We start from the raw sequence: 22,731 nt of genomic DNA on the forward strand, positions 1-22,731 counted from the left end.
CTGACCGCACTGTCCGTACCCACCTCTAATCTACGCAGCGTCAGATCTGTCGGCCCGGAGGTCCCCGTGAGTCCCACCCCTGATGACGCCATCGCCAAGGCCACGCAGGCAGCACTTCTGTTCCTGCCCACCGACCACCAGGCCACCCCGGACGAGGTGGAACTGGCCGTCAACACGGCCCTCAGCGTGATGACGGCCCAGGGTCTGAGTGTTGACCGACAGCAGCTGACCAAGGTGCTGGAGGCGATGACCTCCGTATTCCAGGAGTCCTCGTCGGCCCTGCACAACGACGAGGGCCACCTGCCGTGGCTTGCCGACGCGAAGAACGACCGCGAATGGGACTTCTGGGACCGCTACAAGCGCTACCTGCAGATCGTCCGCAAGCTACCGCCCCGTGTCGTGTCACGGCTCGACCAGAGCACCGACGACGTCCTGGGGGAACTCGAGGACCCCCGCCGCCTTGGAGAGTGGCACCGTACCGGTCTGGTGATCGGGCAGGTGCAGTCCGGCAAGACCGGTGACTACATCGGACTCGCCTCGAAGGCAGCAGACGCCGGCTACCGCCTCATCGTCGTCTTCGCCGGCATCCACAACGACCTGCGCAGCCAGACCCAGCAGCGGATCGACGAGGGGCTCCTGGGGTTCGACTCCCAGTACCAACTGCGGTCCGACCAGAAGGGCGCCAACTACAAGATCGGCGTCGGGGCGATGTCCCATGTGAAGAAGCTCCCTGCGGCGTCCCTGACCAACAGCGCCGAGAAGGGGGACTTCGACCGCAAGACGGCGTCGAAGGCGAATCTCCCGATCGGCAGTTTCCCGATCGTCCTGGTGGTCAAGAAGCACCGGCGTATCATCGACTACCTCCGCACCTGGGTCACCGAGGTCCACGGCGAGGAGGACCCTGCGACCGGCCGGAAGATCGTCCGTGACATCCCCCTTTTCGTGATCGACGACGAGGCGGACAACGCCTCCATCAACACCTCGAAGGACCCGGACACGGAGCCGTCGAAGATCAACGCCGCGATCCGGCAGCTGGTCAACAGCTTTCAGAAGTCCTCGTACGTGGGCTACACCGCGACCCCGTTCGCCAACATCTACATCGACCCCGACGCCGACCACGACGAGCTGGGGAGCGACCTGTTCCCCGCAAGCTTCATCCGCGCCCTCCGCGCCCCGTCCAACTACCTCGGCCCTGAGCGGCTCTTCGGTCTCCGCACCGACGACGAGGACGAGGACGACGTGGAACCCCTGCCGCTCGTGCAACGGATCAGGGACACCGACACCTGGATGCCCGACAGGCACAAGCCCAGCCACGTGCCGTCAGACACCCTCCCCGCCTCCCTGAGGACGGCGATCCGCTCGTTCGTCCTCACGTGCTCCGCACGCCGGGCACGCGGCCAGGTCGCGGTGCACAACTCGATGCTCGTACACGTCACCCGCTTCACCGCCGTGCAGGGGCACGTACGCGAGCAGGTGGACACCTACGTCCGGCTTCTGGGCGACAGCCTCCGGGACCGGTACGGAAGCGCTGCGGCCCAGTGCACGGAGGAGTTCCGCCAGCAGTGGGAGCGCGACTTCGTCCCCTCGACCCTGCAGTTCCCCGCTGACGAGGCCGAACGACTCGAGTGGACCGACGTGGCCGAACAGCTCCTCCCCGCGCTCCGCAAGATCTCGGTGAAGGCCGTGAACGGCACCGCCCGCGACGTGCTCGACTACGTCGAGAACCGCAAGAACGGTCTCTCCGTGATCGCCATCGGCGGCGAGAAGCTCTCCCGGGGGCTGACGCTCGACGGCCTGTCCGTCAGCTACTACCTCCGGTTCTCGAAGACGTACGACACCCTTCTGCAGATGGGCCGCTGGTTCGGCTACCGGCCCGGCTACGAGGATCTCTGCCGTCTGTACACGACGCCCCAGCTCGTCGACGCCTACGCAGAGATCACGTCGGCAACCGACGAACTACGCCGGGACATCGAGGAGATGGCCGCGCTCGGGCTCACCCCGCGGGAGTTCGGCCTGAAGGTCAGGACCTCGTCCCTGGGCCTCGGAATCACCGCGGCCAACAAGATGCGGCAGGGAACACGGGTCCGGCTCAGCTACTCCGGGGAGATCGCCGAGACCACGATCTTCAACCTGAACGAGGAGGTGGTCCAGCACAACTTCGACACGTTGGACACCTTCGCCAGAAGTCTGACGGCCCTCGGCGCCCCCACTGTCGACGAGGACAACGGCAGCGTCATCTGGGAGAACGTGCCGCCCGAGGAGATCGCAGCGGGTTTCTTCGACACCTACCTGACGGACCGTAAGGCACATCGGGTGCGGCCGGCGTTCATCGCCGCGTACATCCGCCAGAGCGCGCGGTACGGAGAACTGGGGAACTGGACCGTCCGTCTCGTCAGCAAGTCGCCCGCCGAGAACCCGGTCGACATCGCAGGCCACAACGTCGGTCTGGTGACGCGGAAGACACCCCATGCCACGACAGACGGCCGCTACACGATCAAGCGCGTCCTCAGCCCCCTGGACGAGAGCACCGACCTGGACGAGGGACAGAAGGCAAGGGCTCTCGCTGCGGTCAGGAAGGCCGCCGAGGGCAAGACGAACCGCAACGGCGAGCCCCGCGACCCGAAGGTCCCGACGGGACGCCCCCTGCGGGATCAGCGGCGCACCGACCAGCCCCTGCTGCTGGTCTATCCGATCGCCCCGCCGGCCTCCAGCGCCCTCGGCGCCTCGACGCCCCTGGTGGGGTTCGCGGTGAGCTTCCCGTTCTCCCAGTACCAGAGCAAGACGGAGTACGTCGTCAACGACATCTGGTGGAAGCAGGACATGGAGATGGACGACGTGGAGGACGAGGACGAGTGAACATCGACGAGGAGCTCTGGCTCGAGTTGGAGGAGCCCCAGGCTGGTCAGGGTAGGTCGACCCGCCGCGTGTACCCCGAGTCGCCGCACGACATCCACGTGTCCGTCACCCACCCGGGACGCCGGCGGATGCTGCTCCTCAAGGCCGGCGCCCGGGCGGCCGACGGCATCGTCCGGTCGGTCGGCGAGCTTCCGCGGACGGCGGGTCTCGACCTGTGCATCACGGCCCAGTCGCGTCACGAGTACGAGCTGCAGGTGTCCCTCACGGCTGACGAGCTGCGTGAGGTGTTCACCCCGCTCGTCTCGGACATCGCGTCCGCGGTGAAGGACGCGCCCACCACGGAGACCGCCCTCGAGGCAGCCGTGCGGCGGTTCAGCTCCTGGCAGCAGCTCCTGCGGACGGTCGGCAAGAACGGTCTCACCGCCGACACCCGACGAGGGCTGTTCGGCGAGTTGTACTTCCTGAACGAGTACGTGCTGCCGTCCGTGGCCCAGACCCCGGGAGTCCAGGCATGGACCGGGCCCGGTGGAAGCAACCAGGACTTCCAGCTTCCCGACGTGGCCGTCGAGGTGAAGACGACCACCGCGAAGAACCCGCGCACCGTTCGGGTGGCGAGTGAGCGGCAGCTCGACAGCACGGGCACGCCGGCCCTGCTCCTCACCCTGATGTCCGTCGACGAGCGGCGCGGCGGCTCGGGAGAGAGCCTGAACGCTCTGGTGGACCGTATCCGTCACCGGCTCACTAACCCCGCAGCCAGGTCACGCCTCGACAGCCTGTTGATACAGGTCGGCTACCTGCCGGGACACAGGGACCTCTACGACGAACCCCGCTACACCCTCCGCCAGGCGGAGACCTGGGAGGTCCGTGAGGGCTTCCCCCGGCTGATCGAGTCGGAACTTCCTGCCGGGGTGGGCGACTGCACCTACAACATCAGCACGTCCGCGCTCGACGACTACCGTGTCACGACTGACCAGGTCACTGCCTTTATCAGAGGAACCGATGGCTGAGCTCGACCTGAACGACTTCGCCCGCACACTCATCGCCGACACACAGGCGACTGCGGAGGCGGAGCAGACCTCCATCCCGGGGACGTTCACCCGCCGGGTGCTGGAGGACCTCGAGCTGGCCGGCGTGGTGTCGAACACCTTCACCGCCTACCACAAGGCCCATGGTGTCGAGGTGTACGGATACGGCCTGGGCGAGGCCAACGGGAGCCTCGACCTGTTCATCACCGACTTCAGGCTGACCCAGTGGGAGGACAAGCTCACCAAGGCGGAGTCGGAGAAGCTGTTCAGGCGCCTGCTGACCTTCGCCCGCCGGTGCGGAAGCATACGGCCGAACCTCGACGAGCACTCCGACGTGCGTGACATGTGCGAGGCCGTGGAGAAGGCGCTCGCCGACGTTCCGAGGATCCGGCTCTTCCTGCTGAGCAACCGGGTGAGCACGTCGGCTGCTCCGGCGCCGACGGAGCTGGGCGGCATCCCGGTCACCCACGAGATATGGGATCTGAGCCGTCTGCACCGTCAGGCGACGTCCGGGATGATCGGAGAGCCCATCGTGGTCAACTTCGATCCCCCGCTGCCCTGCCTCTCGGCTCCGAGCTCGGAGCCGAACCACTCGGTGGTTCTCGCGGTCGTTCCGGGCCAGAGGCTCGCCGAGCTGTACGACGAACACAGGACCAGATTTCTGGAACTCAACGTCCGTTCCTTCCTGCAGACGCGCGGCACGGTCAACCGCGGCATCAAGGACACCCTGCTCAAGGCGCCGGCGCGTTTCCTGGCCTACAACAACGGCATCACCGCCACGGCGTCCCACGTCGACTTCGTCGAGAGCGAAGACGGGGAGTACGTCGCCATCAGAGAGATGCGCGGTCTGCAGATCGTCAACGGCGGTCAGACCACGGCGTCCCTCCACCACGTGCTCGTCGGTATGAAGGGCGACCTCTCGCAGGTGCGCGTCCAGATGAAGCTCACCATGGTCAGGCCCGAGCACCTCGCGGAGATCGTTCCGAAAATCTCCCGGTTCTCGAACACGCAGAACAGGGTCTCCCTGGTCGACTTCAGCTCCAACCACGAGTTCCACGTCGCCCTCGAACGGATCACCCGGACGCTCTGGGCCCCCGCGGCGGACGGAAGTAGCCAGGAAACCCGCTGGTTCTACGAACGCGCACGGGGCCAGTACGCCGACGAGCTGTCGAAGGCCACCACCCCTGCGGCGCAACGCAAATTCAAGGTGCTGTGTCCCACCCGACAGAAGTTCAGCAAGTCCGATCTCGCGAAGTACGTCCACTCCTGGGGGCAGTTGCCCTACTTCGTCAGCCGGGGTGCGCAGAAGAACTTCGCCGAGTTCATGATCCGTGTCGAGGAGTCCACGCCGACCGTCGACCTCAGGTACTGCCAGCGCGTGATCGCCATGGCTCTGTTGTTCAAGGCCGTCGACAAGGCCGCGGCCGAGCACGGGGCGGGCAGCCACAAGAGTCTGGTCACCACCTACACGATGGCCCGTCTCTCCCTTGCGACAGACCAGCGGATCGACCTGGACCGCATCTGGCGGGAGCAGGACGTCACTCCGGCCCTCAGGGCGGCCCTGGACGAGCTGTGCCCCCGGGTCATGCGTGTCGTGGTCGCCGCGAACAAGCACGTCGGTGAGTGGGCGAAGCAGTCCGCGTGTTGGGACGCCGTCTCGCGGGTGCGCTGGACAGTGCCAGAGACACTGGCTGACGAACTGTTGGAGCAGCCGGTCGAGATGGCGGCCCAGCCCGTCGGCGGGGACGAGGCCGTGGACGAGGTCGAAAGCATCGCCGTGGAGGAGTGGGACGCCATCGGGCAGTGGGCCAAGGAGACCGGGAACCTCGAACTTCCCGAACGCCAGCTGGCGTTCACGGTCGCCAAGCGACTCGACACCGGCGAGCTGATCCCCGCCGCCCAAGCGGTCCAGGCCCTGCACGTACGGCGTGAGGCTCTGCGCCTGGGGTTTCGTCCGACGTCAGCGTAGCTGGGAGCCTGACGGCTCCTACGCGACGCACTGGGGAACGCTAGAGCCGACCATCTTCGAGGAGGTCGCGGACCGCGTCCTCGGCCCGCCGGAACACGATACGTCCGTCACCGTCGCTGAACGCGAGCAGCTCGGTGCCGGGGCTGATGCCAGCTTCAGCCAGGAGCCCCAGCGGGATCTCGACCCGTCCGCTGTCGTCGACTCGCAGTTCTGCCGGTTCTCGGATCATGGCCCCCAGTCTGCCACCGTGGAAGCGCGGGACGAGGGCCCGCCGAAGAGAGAAGGTGACGAACACGGGTGACGAATGGGTGAGTACCCACGAGGGCGAGCACCTTCGCGGGCGCAGGATCCGAGACACGGCTCCGGAGCGATCCCTGCGGAGCGCCGTGCACCGGCTCGGGTTGAGGTTCCGCCTGCACCGGAAGATCGCAGCCCGGTGCACGGCGGACTTCGTACTGCCGAAGCATCGGGTCGCGGTCTTCGTCGACGGTTGCTTCTGGCACGGGTGCCCGGAACACGGACCCCGCCGTTTCCAGGGCCCGAACGCACGTCTGTGGTCGGAGAAGATCGCGGCGAACGCCGCGCGGGACCTGCGGAACACCGAGGCCGTAGAGGCTGCGGGGTGGGTCGTGGTCAGGGTCTGGGAGTGTGAGATCCGCCGTGACGCCGACGCCGCAGCGCAACGTGTGGCGTCGGCGACCCTCCGGGTACCCGGAGCTCCCTATTCCTAGTCCTCCGTGCCCGCGAGGGTGAAGAGGTCATCGGACAGGGCGTCCTTGCGCGGGCAGTACGCAGCAAGGGGGCACTCGGAGCAGACTGGCTGCTTCTCCCTGCACAGCTCCGCGCCGATGAGCCGCAGGGCCGCCATGCGGAGAGGCGCGTCGTCGCCCGCTCCGACGAGTTTCACCAGGTGAACCCGTCCGTCACTCAGCCTGTTGCGGTCCACCTCCGTGTTGTTCAGCCTCGCGGCCACCCGCAGGGTTCCGTGGCCGACCAGCATGAGGTCATCACCACTCAGCAGCCGGTAGAGCGCTTCCTCACTGGGCTTCAACGCCAGTTTTTCGAGTACGGACTCGGGCTTGTTCCAGATCAGGGGCTGGTCCACGAGGGGCGCCAACCGATCGATCCGGGCTCTGACAGCATCGGTGGGTGCCGCCTCGACCAGCCTCCCGAAGACCGGCGACGTGAGCCGCTTCGCCTTCCGGACGGTTGCCATCAGCCCTGCCAACACCGTGGGCTTCATCTTCGACATCGACACCACTGCCATCACCGCCGCGTGGAGTACGACGGGCTTCACTGCGGGTAGTTGGTACCAGTCGACTCCGCCACGCCTCCGGTCCGCCCAGTCGGTGAGCGTCTGCCGCACCTCCCGCCAGTGCGGTCGCAGTCCGGCAGAGGGCGGCTGCACTCCTTCGAGCGGCTTGAGGACCTCGGCCGCAGCCTCGCCCAGCAGGGGGGGTACCGCGTTGCCGATCTGACGGAACGCGTCACTGCGCGTGCCTGCGAACCGGAACCGGTCGGGGAACGTCTGGAGGCGGGCCGCCTCACGCACGGTGAGAGTGCGCGCCTGGTCAGGGTGGATGTACCAGTAACCGTCCTTGGCGATGTGAGCTGTGATGGTCCGGCTGAGGTCGGCCCAGTCGAGCTTCTTGTACTTGTCCGTGAAGTGGTTGGCCTTGTACCGACGCAGCCCCTCGTCGATCTCCGAGTACAGGGTCTTGGAGTCCATCTCGGTGAAGATCTCGAAGTCGTCCTCCCGGACCCTCCGCGTCATGTGGTCCCAGACCAAGCCCTTCTCTGCGCCCTCCCTCATGGTCTTCGCGAAGGCAGACGGCTGCCTCGGTGACCTGTAGTCGAGTTTGCGACTTCCGACGCGTTCCAACGGCACGACGTCAAGCTTCGGAAGATCGCCGATGGCGTCCCGCAGACTGGTCCGCTTCGCGTCAGGATCACGCCAGGCAAAACTGTCCACGTCGTTCCGAGCCAGCAGTATCAGGCGCTTGCGGTGCTGCGGCACGCCGTAGTTCCAGGCGTCGACGAGGCGGACCTGGGTCGCGTACCCCAGCTCCTCCAGCTCGTCCTCGATCATGCGGATGACGAAGAAGTCGTCACCGAGGCCCATGTCGGGCACGTTCTCCATGAGCACTACGCGCGGGCGGAGCCTCTTGACCACGTCCAGGTAGGCAACCCAGAGTTCCTTGCGACGATCCAGCGGATCACGATTGTGTTTCTTGACGAGATGGCGGATCTTGCTGCGCCCTGCCCTGCTGAACGGCTGGCACGGGGGGCCGCCGGCTACCAGGTCGATCTTCGCCGGTCCCACCAGTTCCACGAGCCGGTCGCGCTCCGAGGGATCCCCGAGGTCCATGTGGAGGCTCATGCCGGGGAAGTTCGCCGCGTGTGTCTCCAGCGCGCGTTCGTCGAAGTCGACGGCGGCTGCAACGGTCCATCCAGCCTTCTCCAGGCCGAAGGTCAGACCACCGGCACCCGAGAAGAGGTCTACCGCCAGCTGCTTCCCCTCGCCGAAGGTTTTTAGCCACTCCGGGAACCCGTCGGGGGTACAGCTGTTTTTGTGCGGGTCGAGTTTGAGGTAGTCGCTCCGCTCAAGAGGCACACCGTAGTACCCCCCCGGTTGCGCTGCCACAGTCCAACCTCCGCCACGACGAGATGAATGAGCACCAGGAGATCACGGAAGTGGTGTCCAGATCAAGGTACGAGGCCTGTTCTGAGCTGCTGAGTCGGGCGGCCCAACCAACTGCGACCGGCGCTCACAGACGCCGGGGAGGCGTCCAGAGGTTGTTGTTCTCCAGGCAGTGGTCTGATGCATTCGGGACACCCATCGTAAGGGACACAACGACCTGCGAGTTGCCGCAACCCAACCGAAATACTACACAGAGTGACCATTCGCGTCTGTATGGTCGCGCGATACCGCGGACGTCCAGCACTTTAGCGAGGACTGGAACGGCGCGCTGCCGCATCGGCTCTTCACCCAGCGGAAGATGGCAGGCACCTTGGACTTCACCCGCCGGCGGACCGCCAGAATTGCTAGCGAGGCACATCCCCTTTCCGCCGAACTGACCCCGCATAGTCTCGGCGCGTGGTCACCACGACCCGCCATCGTTCGCGAGTCCGCTGTTGCCCATCGATCCACCGTGCTCGCGGTACGTGTTCGAGGACCGGAAGGTCAGCCATGAAGTGTGCGATTTCGACGTAGTAGGCGTAGCCGCCGCTTTCGGCGAGGTCGCGCAGGCGGGAGATCCCGGCTGCCAGCTCGCCTTGCGCATCCAGGACCGCATGGTGGAAGCACATGGCCAGTTGGAGTTTGGCCGCCGCGCAGGAGAGGCCCGAGACACCGATCTCGGCGAGAAGGACGGCGGCCCGGTCCTGCAAGTCCCCGGTGCACCCGGCATCGCGGGGGATGACGCGTTCGAAGTCCCCTTGACGGCTGAGGGGCAGGCCCAGATCCAGGCAACACGGCGAATGTCCGCAACTCCACTTGGTTCGAGCCCCGTTCCCCCGTCGACGCCGACGGCGCTCCGAAGACCGACAGGCTCCCTCACAGAGGCAGCCCGACAGCGCGGAATAACCGTGCTCTCCGGTCGATTGTCCGACTGTTGACATCGGGGAGGAGGGGGAGGCTGGTGACCGACCTGAAGCTGTTCCGGCTGGATGCCGATGGCCGGGACGTCGAGCTGCGGGGTTCGACGGTGGCGCTGGAGGTGGAGCTTCAGCGTCGGATCGAGGCGGGGATGGAGGCGATGCTCAGCATCCGCTTCCTGGCGTCGGAGTACCCGACCGGCCCCTGGCACCGGGGCCGGATCGACACGCTGGGGCTCGACGAGAACAACACGCCGGTGCTGATCGAGTACAAAAAAGGCGCCGATAGCGGGGTCATGTCACAGGCGGTCTCATACCTGTCGTGGCTGTGCTCCGCACGTCACGAGTTCGAGGCCCTGGTCAAGGAGAGGCTGGGTTCCGAGGCGGCCGAGGCGATCGACTGGCGGAACCCGCGGATGGTCTGCATCGCGGCCAGCTTCTCGCACCACGACCGGGTCGCGGTCCACCGTCTTCACGAGCGGATCGACCTGGTGCGTTACCGCGTCTTCGACGGCGGGCTGCTGAGCCTGCTGCTGATCGAGTCCGCCCCTGGGTCTGCGAGACCGGCTTCGGCTCGGCGGCAGGGTCAGGAGCGGGAGGTGGCGGCTGGTGCCAGCAGTGGAAGCGGGAAGCCGTCGGTCCATGCGACCCAGGGCGCGGCTCCCGCTTGCCTGCGGGACCTGTACGGCGAGTTGGACGAGACCCTCACCGCGTGGGGCGAGGTCGAGGTGGCTCCGCTCCTGCACTACATCGCCTATCGGCGGATGGTGAACCTCGCCTCGGTGATCTTCCGCCCGAAGCACGAGGTGATCCTGGTCTATCTCAAGGTCGACCCGGACACGGTCGAGCTGGAGGGGGGCTTCTCGCGCGACATGCGCGGCATCGGCCACCTCGGGACGGGCGACCTGGAGGTTCGGATCGCCTCTGCTGCCGACCTGGAGAAGGCGGGACCGTTGATCCGGCGGGCGTTCGAGGCGGCCTAACGCAAGAGGAAGGGCGGCTGGTGCATCGGTTTCTCGATGCTCCAGCCGCCCTTTGGCGTCTGCGGTCCGTCGGCCCTGGTCTGGTCGTTCTCATGCTCATGCCTCCGGCCCGGCCAAGACGAAGTCGTCCTGGGTCAGAGCGTGTTGCGTTGCCTGCAACAGTCGCTGTTCTGCCACGTCGGCGTAGTGCGACGACAGCTCGACGCCGACGAACTGCCGGCCCTCGCGCAGGGCGGCGACGCCTGTCGAGCCGCTGCCGGTGAACGGGTCGAGGACGGTGCCGCCTTCGGGGCAGATCTGCACGAGCTGCTGCATGATCTCGACGGGCTTCTGGGTGATGTGGACGCGGTCCTTGCGGGGCTGGGAGGCGATGAAGTGGCCGGGCAGATAGAGGTCCCGGTTCTTGTCGAGGCTGCCCTTGACACCCCAGGTGATGAACTCGGCCGACTGCTTGAACCCGCCCTTGCGGGGCCGGCTGGCGGGCTTGATCCAGGGGATCGTGCCGCTCCAGGTCCAGCCCGCCATCTGCAGGGCGTCGCTGGTAGTCGGCTCCTGGCGCCAGTCGGAGAAGACCATGGCGACGGAGTGCTCGGCGGCGGCCCGGTACGCCTCGGTGAGCAGCGCGGTCAGCCAGCTTCGATAGCTCCGCTGATCGCGGTTCTCTCCGGGGAAGTTCTGCAGGTCATGCGCCGATCCGCTGGTGACGTACTTGGCGCGGGCGGTGCGGCCGGTGCGGTCCGAGCTGGTGCGTCCGCCGGAGTTGTACGGGGGGTCGGTGATGACGGCGTTGACGCTCTCGTCCGGGAGGGTCTTCAGCACGGTGAGGGCGTCGCCTCGGTGCAGCGTGTAGCTCATGTGCGGGGCCTCTTTCAGGGCACGACGGGACTGGGCCCGCTCCGGACGGCGGTCAACAGCGGCCGTTCGGAGCGGGGTTGCGCCGGAGGTTAGCTGCGATTTCCGGCCGCGCCTAACGAGCCTGTGCCGTGCTTCGGGCCTGGGTTCGGCGGTCGTTTGGTGCGGCCGGAATCCCGGTCTACTGTCTCGCCGTGTCACCGAGGCGGAGCCCAGCTCCACCCCCGATGACCTGTGCTGATCCGTGTTGCCGCGTCCAAAAGCACGGCCCGGAGGGCACGTTGACCCCCCGTTCTCGAAGCCGTGAGGAGACCCGGTGCACCGCCTGAGATTACGAGCGCGGCCGGCTGCCGCGCATGACCTGAATCCGGCGTCCGGGAGCTACCAACTCCCCTGACCCGGGCCCGCCCTGAGAGGCGGATTCACATCGGCGCGGTGCCGACGGCTTTGCACGAGAAGTCGGCACCGCGCCTCCTACGAACCGCGAGGAGCCGCTGCGATGCAGCACGCCCTGATACGCCCACGCCCTGACCCAACCCCATTGCCCGGCCGGGCTGTCCGCCCCTGCGAACGGCGGCGGCGATGAAGAAGACCACCGGAACCGTCGTCGGTCTCTTCGCCTCCGGTCCGCTACTGCTGGCCGTTCCGATCCTCGGTATCGCGGCCGGGAGTGCCTCGGCCTCCTGCTCGACCGGCGGTACACAGGCTGTGGATACCTCGGCCGTTGCCGCTCAGGTGAAGGCGATCCTGGACGACGGAGACAAGGGAACAGTCTCCGTGCCGGGCCTGGACGACCCGGCCGAGCAGGTGCCCAACGCCAAGACCATCCAGGCCACCGGTGTCGCGATGAACATCCCGGCCCGAGGCCAGATCGTGGCCCTGGCGACCGCCTTGCAGGAGAGCGGCCTGCAGAACCTGACCTACGGCGACCGCGACAGCCTCGGGTTGTTCCAGCAGCGTCCGTCGCAGGGATGGGGCACCGCGAACGAGATCCTCGACCCGGTGCACGCCTCGACGAAGTTCTACGAGGCGCTGGACAAGGTCTCGGGCTGGCAGTCCCTGTCCGTCACCCAGGCCGCCCAGGCGGTGCAGAAGTCTGGCTTCCCCGAGGCTTACGCGAAGTGGGAGCCCTTGGCCACCGCCTTGCAGCAGGCGATCGAGCCGCTGCTGTCGAAGGCCGGCGGCACGTCGCCGAGCCCTTCGCCGTCCGGCTTGGACAGCACGGGCAACCCTCCGCCGAGTACCGCGGGCGGCTGTACGACCGGCGGGGACGGAACCGACTTCGGAACCATCCCGCCCGGCACGTTGCCGGCCGGATACAAGATCCCGGCAGACGCTCCACCGAAGGTCCAGACGGCGATCCGATGGGCGCTCGGCCAGCTCGACACCCCATACCAGTGGGGCGGGAGCTGCACCGACTCCCACGGGCCCGACCCCATGGGCCGCTGCGACTGCTCCTCCCTGATGCAGCAGTCGTACATGGCCGCCGGGGTCACCCTCACGCGGACGACGTACACGCAGGTCAAGGACGGCAAGCCGGTATCGGTCGATGCTCTCCAGCCGGGTGACCTCGTCTTCACCGAGGGGACGGCCAAAGTCCCGGAACACGTCGGGATGGTCGTCGGCCAGGGCTTGATCGTGCACGCCCCGCACACCGGCGACGTGGTCCGCCTCGTGACCCTCGCGTCCTGGAAGCCGCAGATTCTCGCAGCCCGCCGAGTCGTCTGACCGGCGCTTCTCCCCTCCCCCTTTCCTTGCACCGCCGCTTCGCCCCCTCGGGCTTTGGCGTGCATTAAATCGAACTGGAGTTCTTAATGTATCTCGCCGACAAGGTCGTCCAGCTCGCCTACGACCCCGGGATCAAGCCGAACGATGGTGGCCTTCCCGGCTTGGCGGTCCTCAAGCAGGTGATGGGCTCGATCAACCTCTTCGGGATCATCGCCGTGGTCGGCGCGCTTGCCGTCAGCGCGGGCGTGTGGGCCTGGGGCCATCACTCCGGCGGTCACCAGGCCGAGGCCAGCGGCAAGAAGGGCGTGCTGGTCAGCGCTGGCGCGGCCCTCCTGCTGGGTGCCGCGAACGGTGTGGTGGCGTTCTTCAGCACGCTGGGGACGCAGGTCCACTGATGCCTCCCCGCTCCACGAACCCCGGCGGCGCATCTCGCGTGCGCCGCCGGGCGCTGCTCGGCACCGCTGTCCTGGTGGTGCTCGTCGCCCTCGCCGGCCTGGCCGCCTACCTCACCCGCGACGGCAGGACCTCCTCCAAGGCTCCTGCACCGCAGGCGAGTTCGGCTTTCCCCTCCTCCCCGACCACTTCTGCTTCCTCCTCCCCACCACCGCACGGGAGCCGCAGTGCCCTTCCCGATCCCCCGTCCACGCACGACCCGATCACCTTCGGGAAGGCGGCAGCGGCAGCGCTGTGGTCCTACGACACCCGCGCCTACTCCCAGCATGAGCTGCTGGCCGCCCTGCACAAGTGGCTGACCAGCAAGGCCAAATACGCCGACACTGCCTCGGTCGACGCGCTCGTTCCCTCGCCCGTGCTGTGGAAGGAGATGGCCGCCAACGGCCAGTTCGCCACCGCCACCGTGAACGAAGCCCACTTCCCCGACTCCTTCACCCAGGCCCTGCAGGCGGACCCCGGGGCGATCACCACCGCGTACGTCTACGCCGTGACGGTCTCCGGCAAACAGTCGATCGCCTGGAAAGGCTCGCCGCGCGGCGGCGCCGAGAACCGCGTCACCACCCTCGCGGTCCAGTGCCGCCCCTCCCAGCCCTGTGCCCTGGCCGGTGTCCTGCCGGCCGTCGCGCCCTGACCCCCACCCCAGAAAGGAGGTACCGCCATGGGAGTCTGCGACCTTCCGCTGATGGACAAGGTCTGCGGCGCCGTCGACTTCGCCACCAACCCCGCCGGGACCGTCACCGACGGCATCGGGGCGTGGATCGCGAAGTCAGCGGGTGAGCTGGCCGCCAGTGCGGCCGACCTCGCCGCCAAGGCCGTCAACGAAACCACCGCCATCGATCTCAACGCCGGATGGTTCCGGGACAACTACGAGCTGCTGTTGCCCATCGGCCTCGCCCTGACCGTCGGCACGTTCTGCATCCAGTTGATGTTCGCGGCCTGGCGACGGGACGAACGCGCCCTCGCCCAAGCCGCGATCGGCACGATGACCGGCGTCCTCTTCTCCTTCTGCGCCGTCGCCTTCACCTCCGTGGCCATCACGGTGGTCGACGCTCTGTCCGACGGCCTGTTCCAAGCAGCCAACAGCTCGGTGGACGACGCGATCCGCCGCGTCATCAAGGTCAACCAGTTGGGGGCGATGTACGGCCTCGGCTGGGGCGTCCCAGCCCTGGTCGCCCTCGGCTGCGCGATCGGCGCGTTCATGTACTGGGGCGTGATGGTCGCCCGCAAGGTCGGCGTCCTGATCATGGTCGCCCTCGCGGTCTTCGCCGGAGCCGGCGGCGGCTGGGAGGTCGCCAAGCGCTGGCGGCGGGGCTGGATCGAGGCCACCGCCACCCTCGTCGTGTCGAAACTGCTGATGACCGTGGTCTTCCTGATCGGCGTCTCGGCGATGGGCAAGTCCGATCCCCAGGACGGAATGGCCGCCCTGTCCGACGCGATGGCCGGCATCGTCGTCATGGTCCTGGTCCTGCTCTGCCCGTACGCCACCTACAAGTTCGTCCACTGGGCGACCGACGGCGGCGGCCACGACGACCTGCACCGCACCGGCGTCGCCGGCATGGCGGTCGCCGCAGGGGCCGCGAAGACCGCGGGCAGCCTCGCGATGCAGGCCAGCACCGGCACTCCTGGTCCACAGGGGCCGAGCAAGGTCCCCGGCGCGGGCAGCGACGGTGTCGCCTCCGGCATCAACCCCACCGGCGGCAACCTGAGCAAGGAGGGCATCGACGCCGGACCCCCGAAGCCGCAGACCCGCTTCCGGTACGGCGAGGACCCGAACGCCTCCGGCGACAAGGGCCGCGCCCTGATCCAGCGCCCCGGCATCCCTGCGCTGATCACACGGCCTGCCGACACCGAAGCAGGAGGCTCCGAGGGGGGCGCTCCCTCCGCCGCCCAGCCCGCTGGTGCGTCGGCTCCGGGCAGCAGCTTGACCCGCGCAGGTGCCGTGTCGCCCAGCGGTCCCGCCGCACCGCCGCCCCCCTTCACCGGTCCGTCGGCGACCGGCTCCCCGACCCCGACGAGCTGGGTCTACCCCAACCAGCCGCCGTCCGGATCCTGAATCACCACCACCCGGAAGGGGGCGGGCTGCATCCCTCCAGCCCGCCCCCCTTCCCCCGACCACCCGAAACGGAGTCCTGCCATGACCTCCAGAAGAGCGCCGCGCCTTCCGCCCCTTCCCGCCCGCTCCCACCGTCTGGAACCGCCATGTCTGACAACCCCCAGGCCGAAGCCACCACGGCCACCGTGAAGTTCCCGCACCGCAGCAGGCGCGGCATCCTGCTCGGCCTGACCGCCCCGCAACTGATCGTCGTGAGCCTCACCGGCCTGCTCCTGCTCGCCGTGATCCTCGCCCGTGGCGTGGTCGGCGCTCTCGAACTCATCCCGCTGTGGGCCGCCATCGCCCTGCTCGTCTTCGTCCGCCACCGAGGCCGAGCCCTGGCCGACTGGGCTCCGATCGTTACCCGGTACGTGCTCCGCCGGATGCGGGGCCAGTTGATCTGGCTCGCCCGACCCTCCCGCCGCCCGGTCCGCGAAGGACTCCTCCACCTGCCCGGTACCGCCGCCAGCCTGCGCGTGGTCACCGCACCCGACCGCCGGTACGGCGCGGTCCACAACCCCCACACCGGCACGCTGACCGCCGTCGTCAAGGTGTCCTCCCGCGCCTACGCGCTGCTCGACCCGGGCACCCAGAACGCCAACGTCAACGGCTGGGGGCGTGCCCTCGCCGCTCTCGCCCGCACCGGTCAGGTCGCCCGGATCCAGGTGATCGAGCGCACCGTGCCGGACTCCGGCGACGCCCTTCGCCGGTACTGGGAGGAGCACGGCCAGCCCGACGCCCCGGTGGCCGGCGCGATCTACAGCGAGCTGATCCAGAGCGCGGGCCCGGCTGCGGCTCCGCACGAGGCGTACGTCGCCATCTCGCTGGACGCCAAGGCCGCGCGACGCCTGATCAACCAGGCCGGAGGCGGTCTGACCGGGTCTTTCAGCGTCCTGGCGCAGCTGACCTCGACCTTCGACCAGGCCGCGCGCACCGCCGGGCTCAACCCCACCGGCTGGCTCACCGCCCACGAGATCGCAGCCGTCGTGCGAACGGCATACGACCCCAAGGCCCTTGCCGCACTGGACCGTTGGTCCTCCTCCGGGCGCCCCGAGGCCGACCCCGCCGCTGCCGGCCCGGTCGTGGTCGTCGAGAAGTCGGACCACATCGCGACCGACTCCGCCGTCCACTCCACGTACTGGGTGGAGAACTGGCCCCGCACCGAGACGTCGGCGGGCTTCCTGCACCAGCTCCTGTTCACCGCCGGGGTGCGCCGGACCCTGTCGCTGTCGTACGAGCCGAAGGGGCTGGACGCCGCCCTGCGCGATGTCCAGCGCAGGAAGGCTTCTGTCATCGCAGACGCCTCTGAGCGCGCCCGGCGCGGCCAGGTCGACTCCGAAGCGGACTCGATCGAGTACCAGGACATCAAGTCCCGTGAACGCCAGCTCATCGCGGGCCACGCGGATGTCGCCCTGACCGGCCTCCTGACCGTCTCGGCCGACTCCGAGGAGGAGCTGCGGTCCGCGTGCGCGGTCGTGGAGACCGCGGCGGTCGGCGCCCAGCTCGACCTCCGGCCGCTCACCTGGCAGCAGGCCGAAGCGTTCACCGCCGCCGCCATGCCGCTGGCCCTCGCCGCCTGATGCCGGCCCTCCTCCCTTCCGAAAGAGCACCCCCATGTCCCGCACCGCCAGCCCGACCGCGCAGGACTTCGTGCCCTTCGCCACCGCCGCGCTCGACTTCCACCGCGCGCTCAACGTGCCAGGCGGTCCTCTCGTCACCACCCGCGCCGAGCTGGACGCCCTGCACGCCCACCTCGTCTCGCTGCACGGCCTGCTCGACGCCCACGCCGCCCGCACAGGCCAGATCGTGCCGATCGAGGGCGACCAACTCCGCGCCGCCCGCACCCGGATCTGGCAGGCCGCCGACCACGTCCACGCCGCCTACCACGCGGCACCCCGGCCGGACTCCGGCGAGGTCCCCGACCGCGAGACATGCCAGGCCGGCCTGCCGGAAGGCGCACCGGAGCTGACCATCTGCCAGCGCCACCAGCGCACCGCGCACCTGGTCCGCCGCCGCACCACCCCGGCCGACCTCCACGCGCCATTCACCGGCCTCGTCCGCCACTGACATCCCTGCCTTCCGTCTGGAGAAACGTTCATGCCCCGCACCCGCGCCAGCGCCTCCCACCTGTTCGTCCCCCGCAAGGCATCACGTGCCGAGCAGCGAACCGCCCGCGCCGGTTTCGCTGCGGCCCGCCGCCAGGCCCGCCTCGCCGGAGCCCCGCCCAAGCGCCGCGCCGAGGAAACCCTCGACCCGGAGCTGCGGCCTACCTACCCGCCGTCCGGACGCCCCGGCTCCTCCTCGGCACGCGGCGGCAAGCTCAGCCTGCCCGCCCACCGAATGACCACCGCCACCGTCAGCGGCGCCTACCCCTTCCTCGCGGAAGGCGGCCTGGGCGCGGAGGGCATCTTCATCGGTCGCGATGTCCACGCGGAGGCCGCGTTCTGCTACGACCCGTTCTCGCTGTACAGCAGCGGCCGGATCGAAGGCTTCACCAACCCCAACGCGGTCCTGGCCGGGATCATCGGCATGGGCAAGTCGGCGCTGGCCAAGTCGATAGCCACCAGGGCGATTGCCCACGGCTACCGGGTCTATGTGCCCTGCGACCCCAAGGGTGAGTGGACGGCTGTCGCTCAGGCTCTCGGCGGCTACAGCATCGCGCTGGGGCCGGGGCTCCCGGGCAGGCTGAACCCGTTGGATGCTCCGGCCCGGCCCGCCTCGGTGAGCGAGGGCGACTGGTCGACCGAGGTCCGCAAGCGCCGCCTCCTGCTCCTGGCCGGCCTGGCTCGCACCGTGCTGAAGCGCGATCTCCTGCCGATGGAGCACACAGCCCTGGACCTCGCGCTGGACCTGGTCGTCGCCGAAGCCGAGGCTGGCGGCACCGTGCCCCTGCTCGGCGAGATCGCGCACGCCCTCGGCTCGCCCGAACGCCTCGACCGGGCCCTCGGAGACCAGGCCGGGCGTATGGGGCCCGCCGCGCAGGACCTCGCGCATGCCCTGCGCCGTCTGGTCCACGGCGACTTGAGCGGCATGTTCGACGCGCCCTCGACCGTGGCCTTCGACCCGACCACCCCGATGCTGTCGATCGACCTCTCCCGGCTCGGTGGCTCGGGCGACGACACCGCGCTGGTCCTCGCGATGACCTGCGCGAGCGCCTGGATGGAGTCCGCGCTCGCCGACCCGGACGGCGGCCGACGCTGGGTGATCTACGACGAGGCATGGCGTGTGATGAGGCACGTCGGCCTCCTGGAGCGCATGCAGAGCCAGTGGAAGCTCAGCCGAGGTCTCGGCATCGCCAACCTGATGGTCATCCACCGCCTCAGCGATCTGCTGAGCGCGGGCGACGTCGGCTCGCGCGGCCGGGTGCTGGCCGAGGGCCTCCTCGCCGACTGCAGCACCCGCATCATCTACCGCCAAGAGCCCGACCAACTCGCCGCCGCCGCGTCGCTGCTCGGCCTGACCGGTGTCGAAACCCAGGCTGTGTCCGCCCTGACCAAGGGCCGGGGCCTGTGGAAAGTCGCAGGTCGGAGCTTCATAACCCAGCACATCCTGCATCCGGCCGAGCGCGAGCTGTTCGACACCGACGCCCGCATGTCCGGCAAACGCGCCGAGTTCACGAAAACTGAAGCGCCCTTGGTGCCTCTCCAGCGCCGGGAGGTGCGGCGATGAGTCCACGTGGGGTCGTGGGTTCCCGGTCCGGGCTCGTCCCCGGCCTCCGGTTCGGTGCGGTCGAGAACGCCGCCCCACCCCAGCACCACCCAACGACCAGCCCGGCCGCGAGTCCGGACAACGGCGCACCGGCCACGGACTGGAACGACCGCCTCGCCGCAGCCCGAACCGAGGAGTTCACCGACCTGTTCCACGAGGCCGTTACGGAGGACTTTGGCGCGGTGGCCCGCCTGCACCAGATGCTCGAAACCGCCTCCGAGTGGTGCCGCACCCACGGTGCCCGAAGCAGCGCGTCCGAACTGGACGCCATCGCTGACCGGTTGACCGACCTCGGCGAGGAGCTGCATCTCGTCGGGGAGAACGTCGACCACGAGATCTGCTCCCGGTCGCACCGAGCAGCAGCAGCGGCCCGTCTCTCGCCAGCAGCGTCGGCCCGGGGAACTTCCCCCGGCCAGCAGAGCGACGCTCCGGCTCCCGTCTCACCGTCCGCTGTGCGCTCGCTGCCGCGTTCGCGGTGAGGCACCCGTACATGAACGAGGAACAACCGTGCCCACTTCTCCCGACTCCCCCACCTCCCCTGACAACCAGCCGCAAGACACCAGCGAACAGGCGGCATGGCGGGTGCGCGTCCAGGCCCTGGCCTCCGCCGCTGACGGCATCAGGCAGGCGTCAGACCGATGGGATGCCGTCTCGGACTCGTACTGCGACGAAGACGGCTGGCCCGTCGACGAAACCGGGTACGCCGACGGCAAGGTGGCCCGGGACGCCGCCGCCTGGGAGCACGTCGAGACCTTTCTGACCCACGGTCCCGAAGTCCTCGCCGGTGTACGGGCAACCGCGCAACAGGCCGACTACCTTGGCGGCGCGATCAGCGCCGACCTGCTGCGCCTGCGGGGGATCGACTCCGTACTGGCGCGGGCGGGCGAGATCCGCCGCGAGTGGGATCAGGTCATCGCGCTCATGGAGGGCTCCATGCCCGGGTCGCGGGAGCTCTACGAGGAACGAGCCCGCGAGATCCGCAACTCCGAAGGCTGGCACTACGCCGACGAACTCGGCTACAGCGGAGCGGCGTTGGCCAGGGCTGCCGATCACCTGACCGACCGGATCGGCGTCGACCAGTCTGCGCACACCGGGCGTGTCCAGGCGGCCCTGGCCCGATCCGCCTCCGGCCAACGTCGTGCCTCTCCCACTTCGCCGCCCGCCTCGGCGGCGTCGGACCCCCCTGCCACGCGCCGCTCGCGCTGACGCCTCTAGCACCGACTTCCGGCGAGGCCAAACCACCCGATCGCCGGATCCTCGACGAACGCCACTACCCCCTACAAGTCCCCGCCCGGCTGCGGCTTCCCGCCGTCGACCGCTGGGGACGACCGGCCACGGAGAAGCCCACATGCGCCCCGATCAGACCCTGGTCACCCTCCAACGCGAGGGCACACACGTCACTGCGCGCACCAGCGAACCCTTCATCCAGGAAGCCGCCGCCGGCGCCTCGGAGCATGAGCATCAGTACAGCCACCTCACCGCGCCACTTCGGCAGCGCGGCCTGGCCTGCACCGTCGAGTACGGCCTCAGCGACTACATCGTCCACGCCGAACTCCCCGACGGCAGCGCCCTGATCATCTCTCCGCCTCAGGAACCACCCACCGACCACCCGCCCGGGTATCCGGAGAGCTGGTTGGTGACGCGCGGGCATCCCGATGACTCCACGCTCCACGAAGTGATCTACGACTCGGAACCCGACGGCCCTCACGCCCGGCACGGCGGCAGCGTCCCCCGCCTGCTCGCCGCCATCGACGCGCGCCTGGATCAGCTCGGCCTGCCGCCCCGACCGGAATCGCGACTCGCTCAGGAGAGCGCTGCCGACGCAGTGCTTCACCGTGCGGGATTCGTCCCCGTCGTGCTGTTCCGCGAGCGCTTCCACCGACTGCCCTCCGCCATGACCGACCTGGTCGAGCAGCGACAGATGGTGACCCGGGCCTTCGACATACTGCAGGCCGAGGGCTTCGACGTCTCGTGCGACCCCGACCTGCTCGACCCCAGCCGGCCGCCCCCTGGCGATCACGGGCTCAGCCTCGGCGACCGGCTCGGCCACCTGACCCAATCCATCCAGTCGGCGGCACATACGAGCGAGGCCGTCGCCGCACTGAGCGAGCTGACCGCTCCCGGTGACGGCGTTCTCCAGCGCGTCGTCGAGTCCCTCAACACGACGGCCGACTGGTGGGAGGGCCTGGGCGCACCCGCCGATCCCCACTACGCGAACCGCCTGCGCTACATCACCAAGAAACTCGACTCCTACGCGCTCGAAATTCGGTCCATGCGCGGCGACCTGGCCGACCGGCACACCGACCACCCCGACAGGGTCCAGGACCGAGCGGACCAAGTCGCCCCGGAGGAACCGGCGGCGCCCCGAGTCGCCGCCGCTCTCGCGGTCTCGCCGACCGCACGGCGCACGACCCCAGCCGAGTTGCCGTCAGCTTCAGCCGTACGTCCCGCCCTGCCTCCCGCCCGACCCTCGTCCGCACCCGGTCGCTGACCGCTGCCCAGCTTGGAGCCCGCCATGTCCCGCACCAGCAGAACCATCCCCGCCCTCGACCGTCCCTCTCCCCCTGCGCGCACCGGATGGATCCGCCATGCCCACCCCCGAGCACGACCCGCTTCCCGACGTCGCGGTCGGTCGCCACCCTGACTTCGGCATCGTCGCCTCCAACCCGAAGCACCTGGCCGCAAGTGCCTGGATGTTGAAGGGATTCGACTTCCACCCCGTCCCCGACCACCCCAACCTGTACGCGCTGGCCAACCAGCAGCGTGATGGCCAGGGCCGCGCCACACGGGCCGTCGCGCTGCTGCGCAAGGCCGGCTACCGGGTTGATGTGGACGCCACGTTCGACCCCTCGCTGGCCTCCGGACCGGCGCCCGCTCGCGACCGGCCCCCGCGCGTTGAACCGGACGTCGCGTTCGCCGAGCATCCGCAGCTCGGCGTGGTCGCCGCCACCGCCGACGGTTCCTCCGCTCTCGGCGGCCGACTCATCCTGGAAGAGCACGGTTGGCGGCATAACCCAAGCCTGAACATCTACACGCTGCCCATCACCACCGACCGCAGCGAGGCGCTCGGCAACGTCGCCACCGCCACGCTGGCCATGCACCGGGCCGACCTCCAGGTGGCCGTGCAGCCCCTCCTCGCCCAGGACGTAACCGGGCGCCGCCCACCCGCGCCTACGACGGCAGCGCGCCACGAGCGCAGCCAGGGCTTCACCACTCACAAGTTTCCCATCAGCGCTGCCGCGCTCGCCGCCAGTCCTGCCCGCGCCGGCCTGCCGGGTAAGGCGCCGGCTGCCGTGCCCGCCGCCTCCGTCCCGGCGGCCCGCCCGGTGGACCCGCGCATCGCGTTCTCCCGTAACCGCTGACCCAACTCCCTTACTGACTTCGGCTCGTTAGGGTGATCCGTCTCGAAGTGCCTGATGATGCGGCGCGGTTGGTTGTATTTCCTGGCGTGTGAGATATGCGGATGGG

The 22,731-nt window shown here is 68.9% G+C and carries 19 protein-coding genes; 16 read left to right on the top strand and 3 right to left on the bottom strand.

Annotated elements, in window-relative coordinates; translation table 11 throughout:
* The first annotated feature begins 66 nt into the window (after nt 1-66).
* The 3 genes from AB0903_RS24600 to AB0903_RS24610 are packed head-to-tail and all read left to right on the top strand — an operon-like array spanning nt 67 to nt 5,850.
* Nucleotides 67-2,856 (top strand): Z1 domain-containing protein, encoded by a 2,790-nt coding sequence (locus AB0903_RS24600; protein WP_366706209.1) that lies wholly within the window; start codon nt 67-69, stop codon nt 2,854-2,856.
* Nucleotides 2,853-3,863 carry a PD-(D/E)XK motif protein gene (locus AB0903_RS24605; protein WP_366706211.1) on the top strand — a complete coding sequence of 337 codons (1,011 nt, stop codon included), beginning with the start codon at nt 2,853-2,855 and terminating at the stop codon, nt 3,861-3,863. The genes AB0903_RS24600 and AB0903_RS24605 overlap by 4 nt, the downstream gene beginning before the upstream one ends.
* Nucleotides 3,856-5,850, top strand: a complete 1,995-nt coding sequence (locus AB0903_RS24610; protein ID WP_366706213.1) for an AIPR family protein — start codon at nt 3,856-3,858, stop codon at nt 5,848-5,850. The genes AB0903_RS24605 and AB0903_RS24610 overlap by 8 nt, the downstream gene beginning before the upstream one ends.
* A 40-nt stretch (nt 5,851-5,890) precedes the next feature.
* Here AB0903_RS24610 and AB0903_RS24615 read toward each other — a convergent pair whose 3' ends face one another.
* On the bottom strand, nt 5,891-6,079 hold the full coding sequence (locus tag AB0903_RS24615; RefSeq protein ID WP_366706215.1) for an AbrB/MazE/SpoVT family DNA-binding domain-containing protein: 189 nt from the start codon (nt 6,077-6,079) through the stop codon (nt 5,891-5,893).
* Between AB0903_RS24615 and AB0903_RS24620 the strand changes: the two genes are divergently transcribed.
* Nucleotides 6,078-6,581, top strand: coding sequence for a very short patch repair endonuclease (locus AB0903_RS24620; protein ID WP_366706217.1), 504 nt, complete (start codon nt 6,078-6,080; stop codon nt 6,579-6,581). The genes AB0903_RS24615 and AB0903_RS24620 overlap by 2 nt on opposite strands.
* Here the strand turns inward: AB0903_RS24620 and AB0903_RS24625 are convergent.
* Entirely contained in the window at nt 6,578-8,494 is a 1,917-nt protein-coding gene (locus AB0903_RS24625; protein ID WP_366706219.1) for a DNA cytosine methyltransferase, read from the bottom strand. The genes AB0903_RS24620 and AB0903_RS24625 overlap by 4 nt on opposite strands.
* Before the next feature lie 997 nt (nt 8,495-9,491).
* Between AB0903_RS24625 and AB0903_RS24630 the strand changes: the two genes are divergently transcribed.
* The gene (locus AB0903_RS24630) at nt 9,492-10,430 is read left to right on the top strand and encodes a DUF5655 domain-containing protein (protein WP_366706221.1); all 939 of its coding nucleotides are present in this window, start codon (nt 9,492-9,494) and stop codon (nt 10,428-10,430) included.
* A 96-nt stretch (nt 10,431-10,526) separates the two neighbouring features.
* Here AB0903_RS24630 and AB0903_RS24635 read toward each other — a convergent pair whose 3' ends face one another.
* Nucleotides 10,527-11,285, bottom strand: a complete 759-nt coding sequence (locus AB0903_RS24635) for a site-specific DNA-methyltransferase (protein ID WP_366706223.1) — start codon at nt 11,283-11,285, stop codon at nt 10,527-10,529.
* 579 nt (nt 11,286-11,864) lie between these two features.
* Between AB0903_RS24635 and AB0903_RS24640 the strand changes: the two genes are divergently transcribed.
* From AB0903_RS24640 to AB0903_RS24690, 11 genes are all read left to right on the top strand, one after another.
* Entirely contained in the window at nt 11,865-13,010 is a 1,146-nt protein-coding gene (locus AB0903_RS24640) for a C40 family peptidase (RefSeq protein ID WP_366706225.1), read from the top strand.
* A gap of 86 nt (nt 13,011-13,096) precedes the next feature.
* A complete protein-coding gene (locus AB0903_RS24645; protein WP_266400976.1) occupies nt 13,097-13,405 on the top strand; it encodes a DUF6112 family protein in 309 nt (102 codons plus the stop codon).
* Nucleotides 13,405-14,094 (top strand): hypothetical protein, encoded by a 690-nt coding sequence (locus AB0903_RS24650; RefSeq protein WP_366706227.1) that lies wholly within the window; start codon nt 13,405-13,407, stop codon nt 14,092-14,094. The genes AB0903_RS24645 and AB0903_RS24650 overlap by 1 nt, the downstream gene beginning before the upstream one ends.
* A gap of 27 nt (nt 14,095-14,121) precedes the next feature.
* A complete protein-coding gene (locus tag AB0903_RS24655) occupies nt 14,122-15,516 on the top strand; it encodes an ATP-binding protein (protein WP_366706229.1) in 1,395 nt (464 codons plus the stop codon).
* Nucleotides 15,517-15,662: 146 nt separating this feature from the next.
* Complete coding sequence (locus tag AB0903_RS24660) at nt 15,663-17,135, top strand: SCO6880 family protein (protein ID WP_366706231.1); 1,473 nt, start codon at nt 15,663-15,665, stop codon at nt 17,133-17,135.
* Between the two features lie 34 nt (nt 17,136-17,169).
* Complete coding sequence (locus AB0903_RS24665; RefSeq protein WP_366706233.1) at nt 17,170-17,622, top strand: DUF6238 family protein; 453 nt, start codon at nt 17,170-17,172, stop codon at nt 17,620-17,622.
* Between the two features lie 30 nt (nt 17,623-17,652).
* A complete protein-coding gene (locus AB0903_RS24670) occupies nt 17,653-19,224 on the top strand; it encodes an ATP-binding protein (protein WP_366706235.1) in 1,572 nt (523 codons plus the stop codon).
* Nucleotides 19,221-19,742 carry a hypothetical protein gene (locus AB0903_RS24675; protein WP_366706237.1) on the top strand — a complete coding sequence of 174 codons (522 nt, stop codon included), beginning with the start codon at nt 19,221-19,223 and terminating at the stop codon, nt 19,740-19,742. Before AB0903_RS24670 ends, AB0903_RS24675 begins: the two co-directional genes overlap by 4 nt.
* A gap of 28 nt (nt 19,743-19,770) precedes the next feature.
* The gene (locus AB0903_RS24680; RefSeq protein WP_366706239.1) at nt 19,771-20,469 is read left to right on the top strand and encodes a hypothetical protein; all 699 of its coding nucleotides are present in this window, start codon (nt 19,771-19,773) and stop codon (nt 20,467-20,469) included.
* Nucleotides 20,470-20,611: 142 nt separating this feature from the next.
* The gene (locus AB0903_RS24685; RefSeq protein ID WP_366706241.1) at nt 20,612-21,754 is read left to right on the top strand and encodes a hypothetical protein; all 1,143 of its coding nucleotides are present in this window, start codon (nt 20,612-20,614) and stop codon (nt 21,752-21,754) included.
* Between the two features lie 97 nt (nt 21,755-21,851).
* Nucleotides 21,852-22,625, top strand: coding sequence for a hypothetical protein (locus AB0903_RS24690; protein ID WP_366706243.1), 774 nt, complete (start codon nt 21,852-21,854; stop codon nt 22,623-22,625).
* Nucleotides 22,626-22,731: the final 106 nt, after the last annotated feature.

Source organism: Streptomyces sp. NPDC048389 (genome assembly GCF_040706335.1).
In the GTDB taxonomy this organism is placed as follows: Bacteria; Actinomycetota; Actinomycetes; order Streptomycetales; family Streptomycetaceae; genus Streptomyces.

Excerpts from the sequence above, each read along its gene's own strand:
- AB0903_RS24610 (WP_366706213.1), top strand. The coding sequence starts at position 3,856 with ATGGCTGAGCTCGACCTGAACGACTTCGCCCGCACACTCATCGCCGAC.
- AB0903_RS24655 (WP_366706229.1), top strand. The coding sequence starts at position 14,122 with ATGGGAGTCTGCGACCTTCCGCTGATGGACAAGGTCTGCGGCGCCGTC.
- AB0903_RS24685 (WP_366706241.1), top strand. The coding sequence starts at position 20,612 with ATGCGCCCCGATCAGACCCTGGTCACCCTCCAACGCGAGGGCACACAC.
- AB0903_RS24635 (WP_366706223.1), bottom strand. The coding sequence starts at position 11,285 with ATGAGCTACACGCTGCACCGAGGCGACGCCCTCACCGTGCTGAAGACC.
- AB0903_RS24640 (WP_366706225.1), top strand. The coding sequence starts at position 11,865 with ATGAAGAAGACCACCGGAACCGTCGTCGGTCTCTTCGCCTCCGGTCCG.
- AB0903_RS24665 (WP_366706233.1), top strand. The coding sequence starts at position 17,170 with ATGTCCCGCACCGCCAGCCCGACCGCGCAGGACTTCGTGCCCTTCGCC.
- AB0903_RS24645 (WP_266400976.1), top strand. The coding sequence starts at position 13,097 with ATGTATCTCGCCGACAAGGTCGTCCAGCTCGCCTACGACCCCGGGATC.
- AB0903_RS24670 (WP_366706235.1), top strand. The coding sequence starts at position 17,653 with ATGCCCCGCACCCGCGCCAGCGCCTCCCACCTGTTCGTCCCCCGCAAG.
- AB0903_RS24660 (WP_366706231.1), top strand. The coding sequence starts at position 15,663 with ATGTCTGACAACCCCCAGGCCGAAGCCACCACGGCCACCGTGAAGTTC.
- AB0903_RS24615 (WP_366706215.1), bottom strand. The coding sequence starts at position 6,079 with ATGATCCGAGAACCGGCAGAACTGCGAGTCGACGACAGCGGACGGGTC.
- AB0903_RS24620 (WP_366706217.1), top strand. The coding sequence starts at position 6,078 with ATGGCCCCCAGTCTGCCACCGTGGAAGCGCGGGACGAGGGCCCGCCGA.
- AB0903_RS24650 (WP_366706227.1), top strand. The coding sequence starts at position 13,405 with ATGCCTCCCCGCTCCACGAACCCCGGCGGCGCATCTCGCGTGCGCCGC.
- AB0903_RS24675 (WP_366706237.1), top strand. The coding sequence starts at position 19,221 with ATGAGTCCACGTGGGGTCGTGGGTTCCCGGTCCGGGCTCGTCCCCGGC.
- AB0903_RS24690 (WP_366706243.1), top strand. The coding sequence starts at position 21,852 with ATGCCCACCCCCGAGCACGACCCGCTTCCCGACGTCGCGGTCGGTCGC.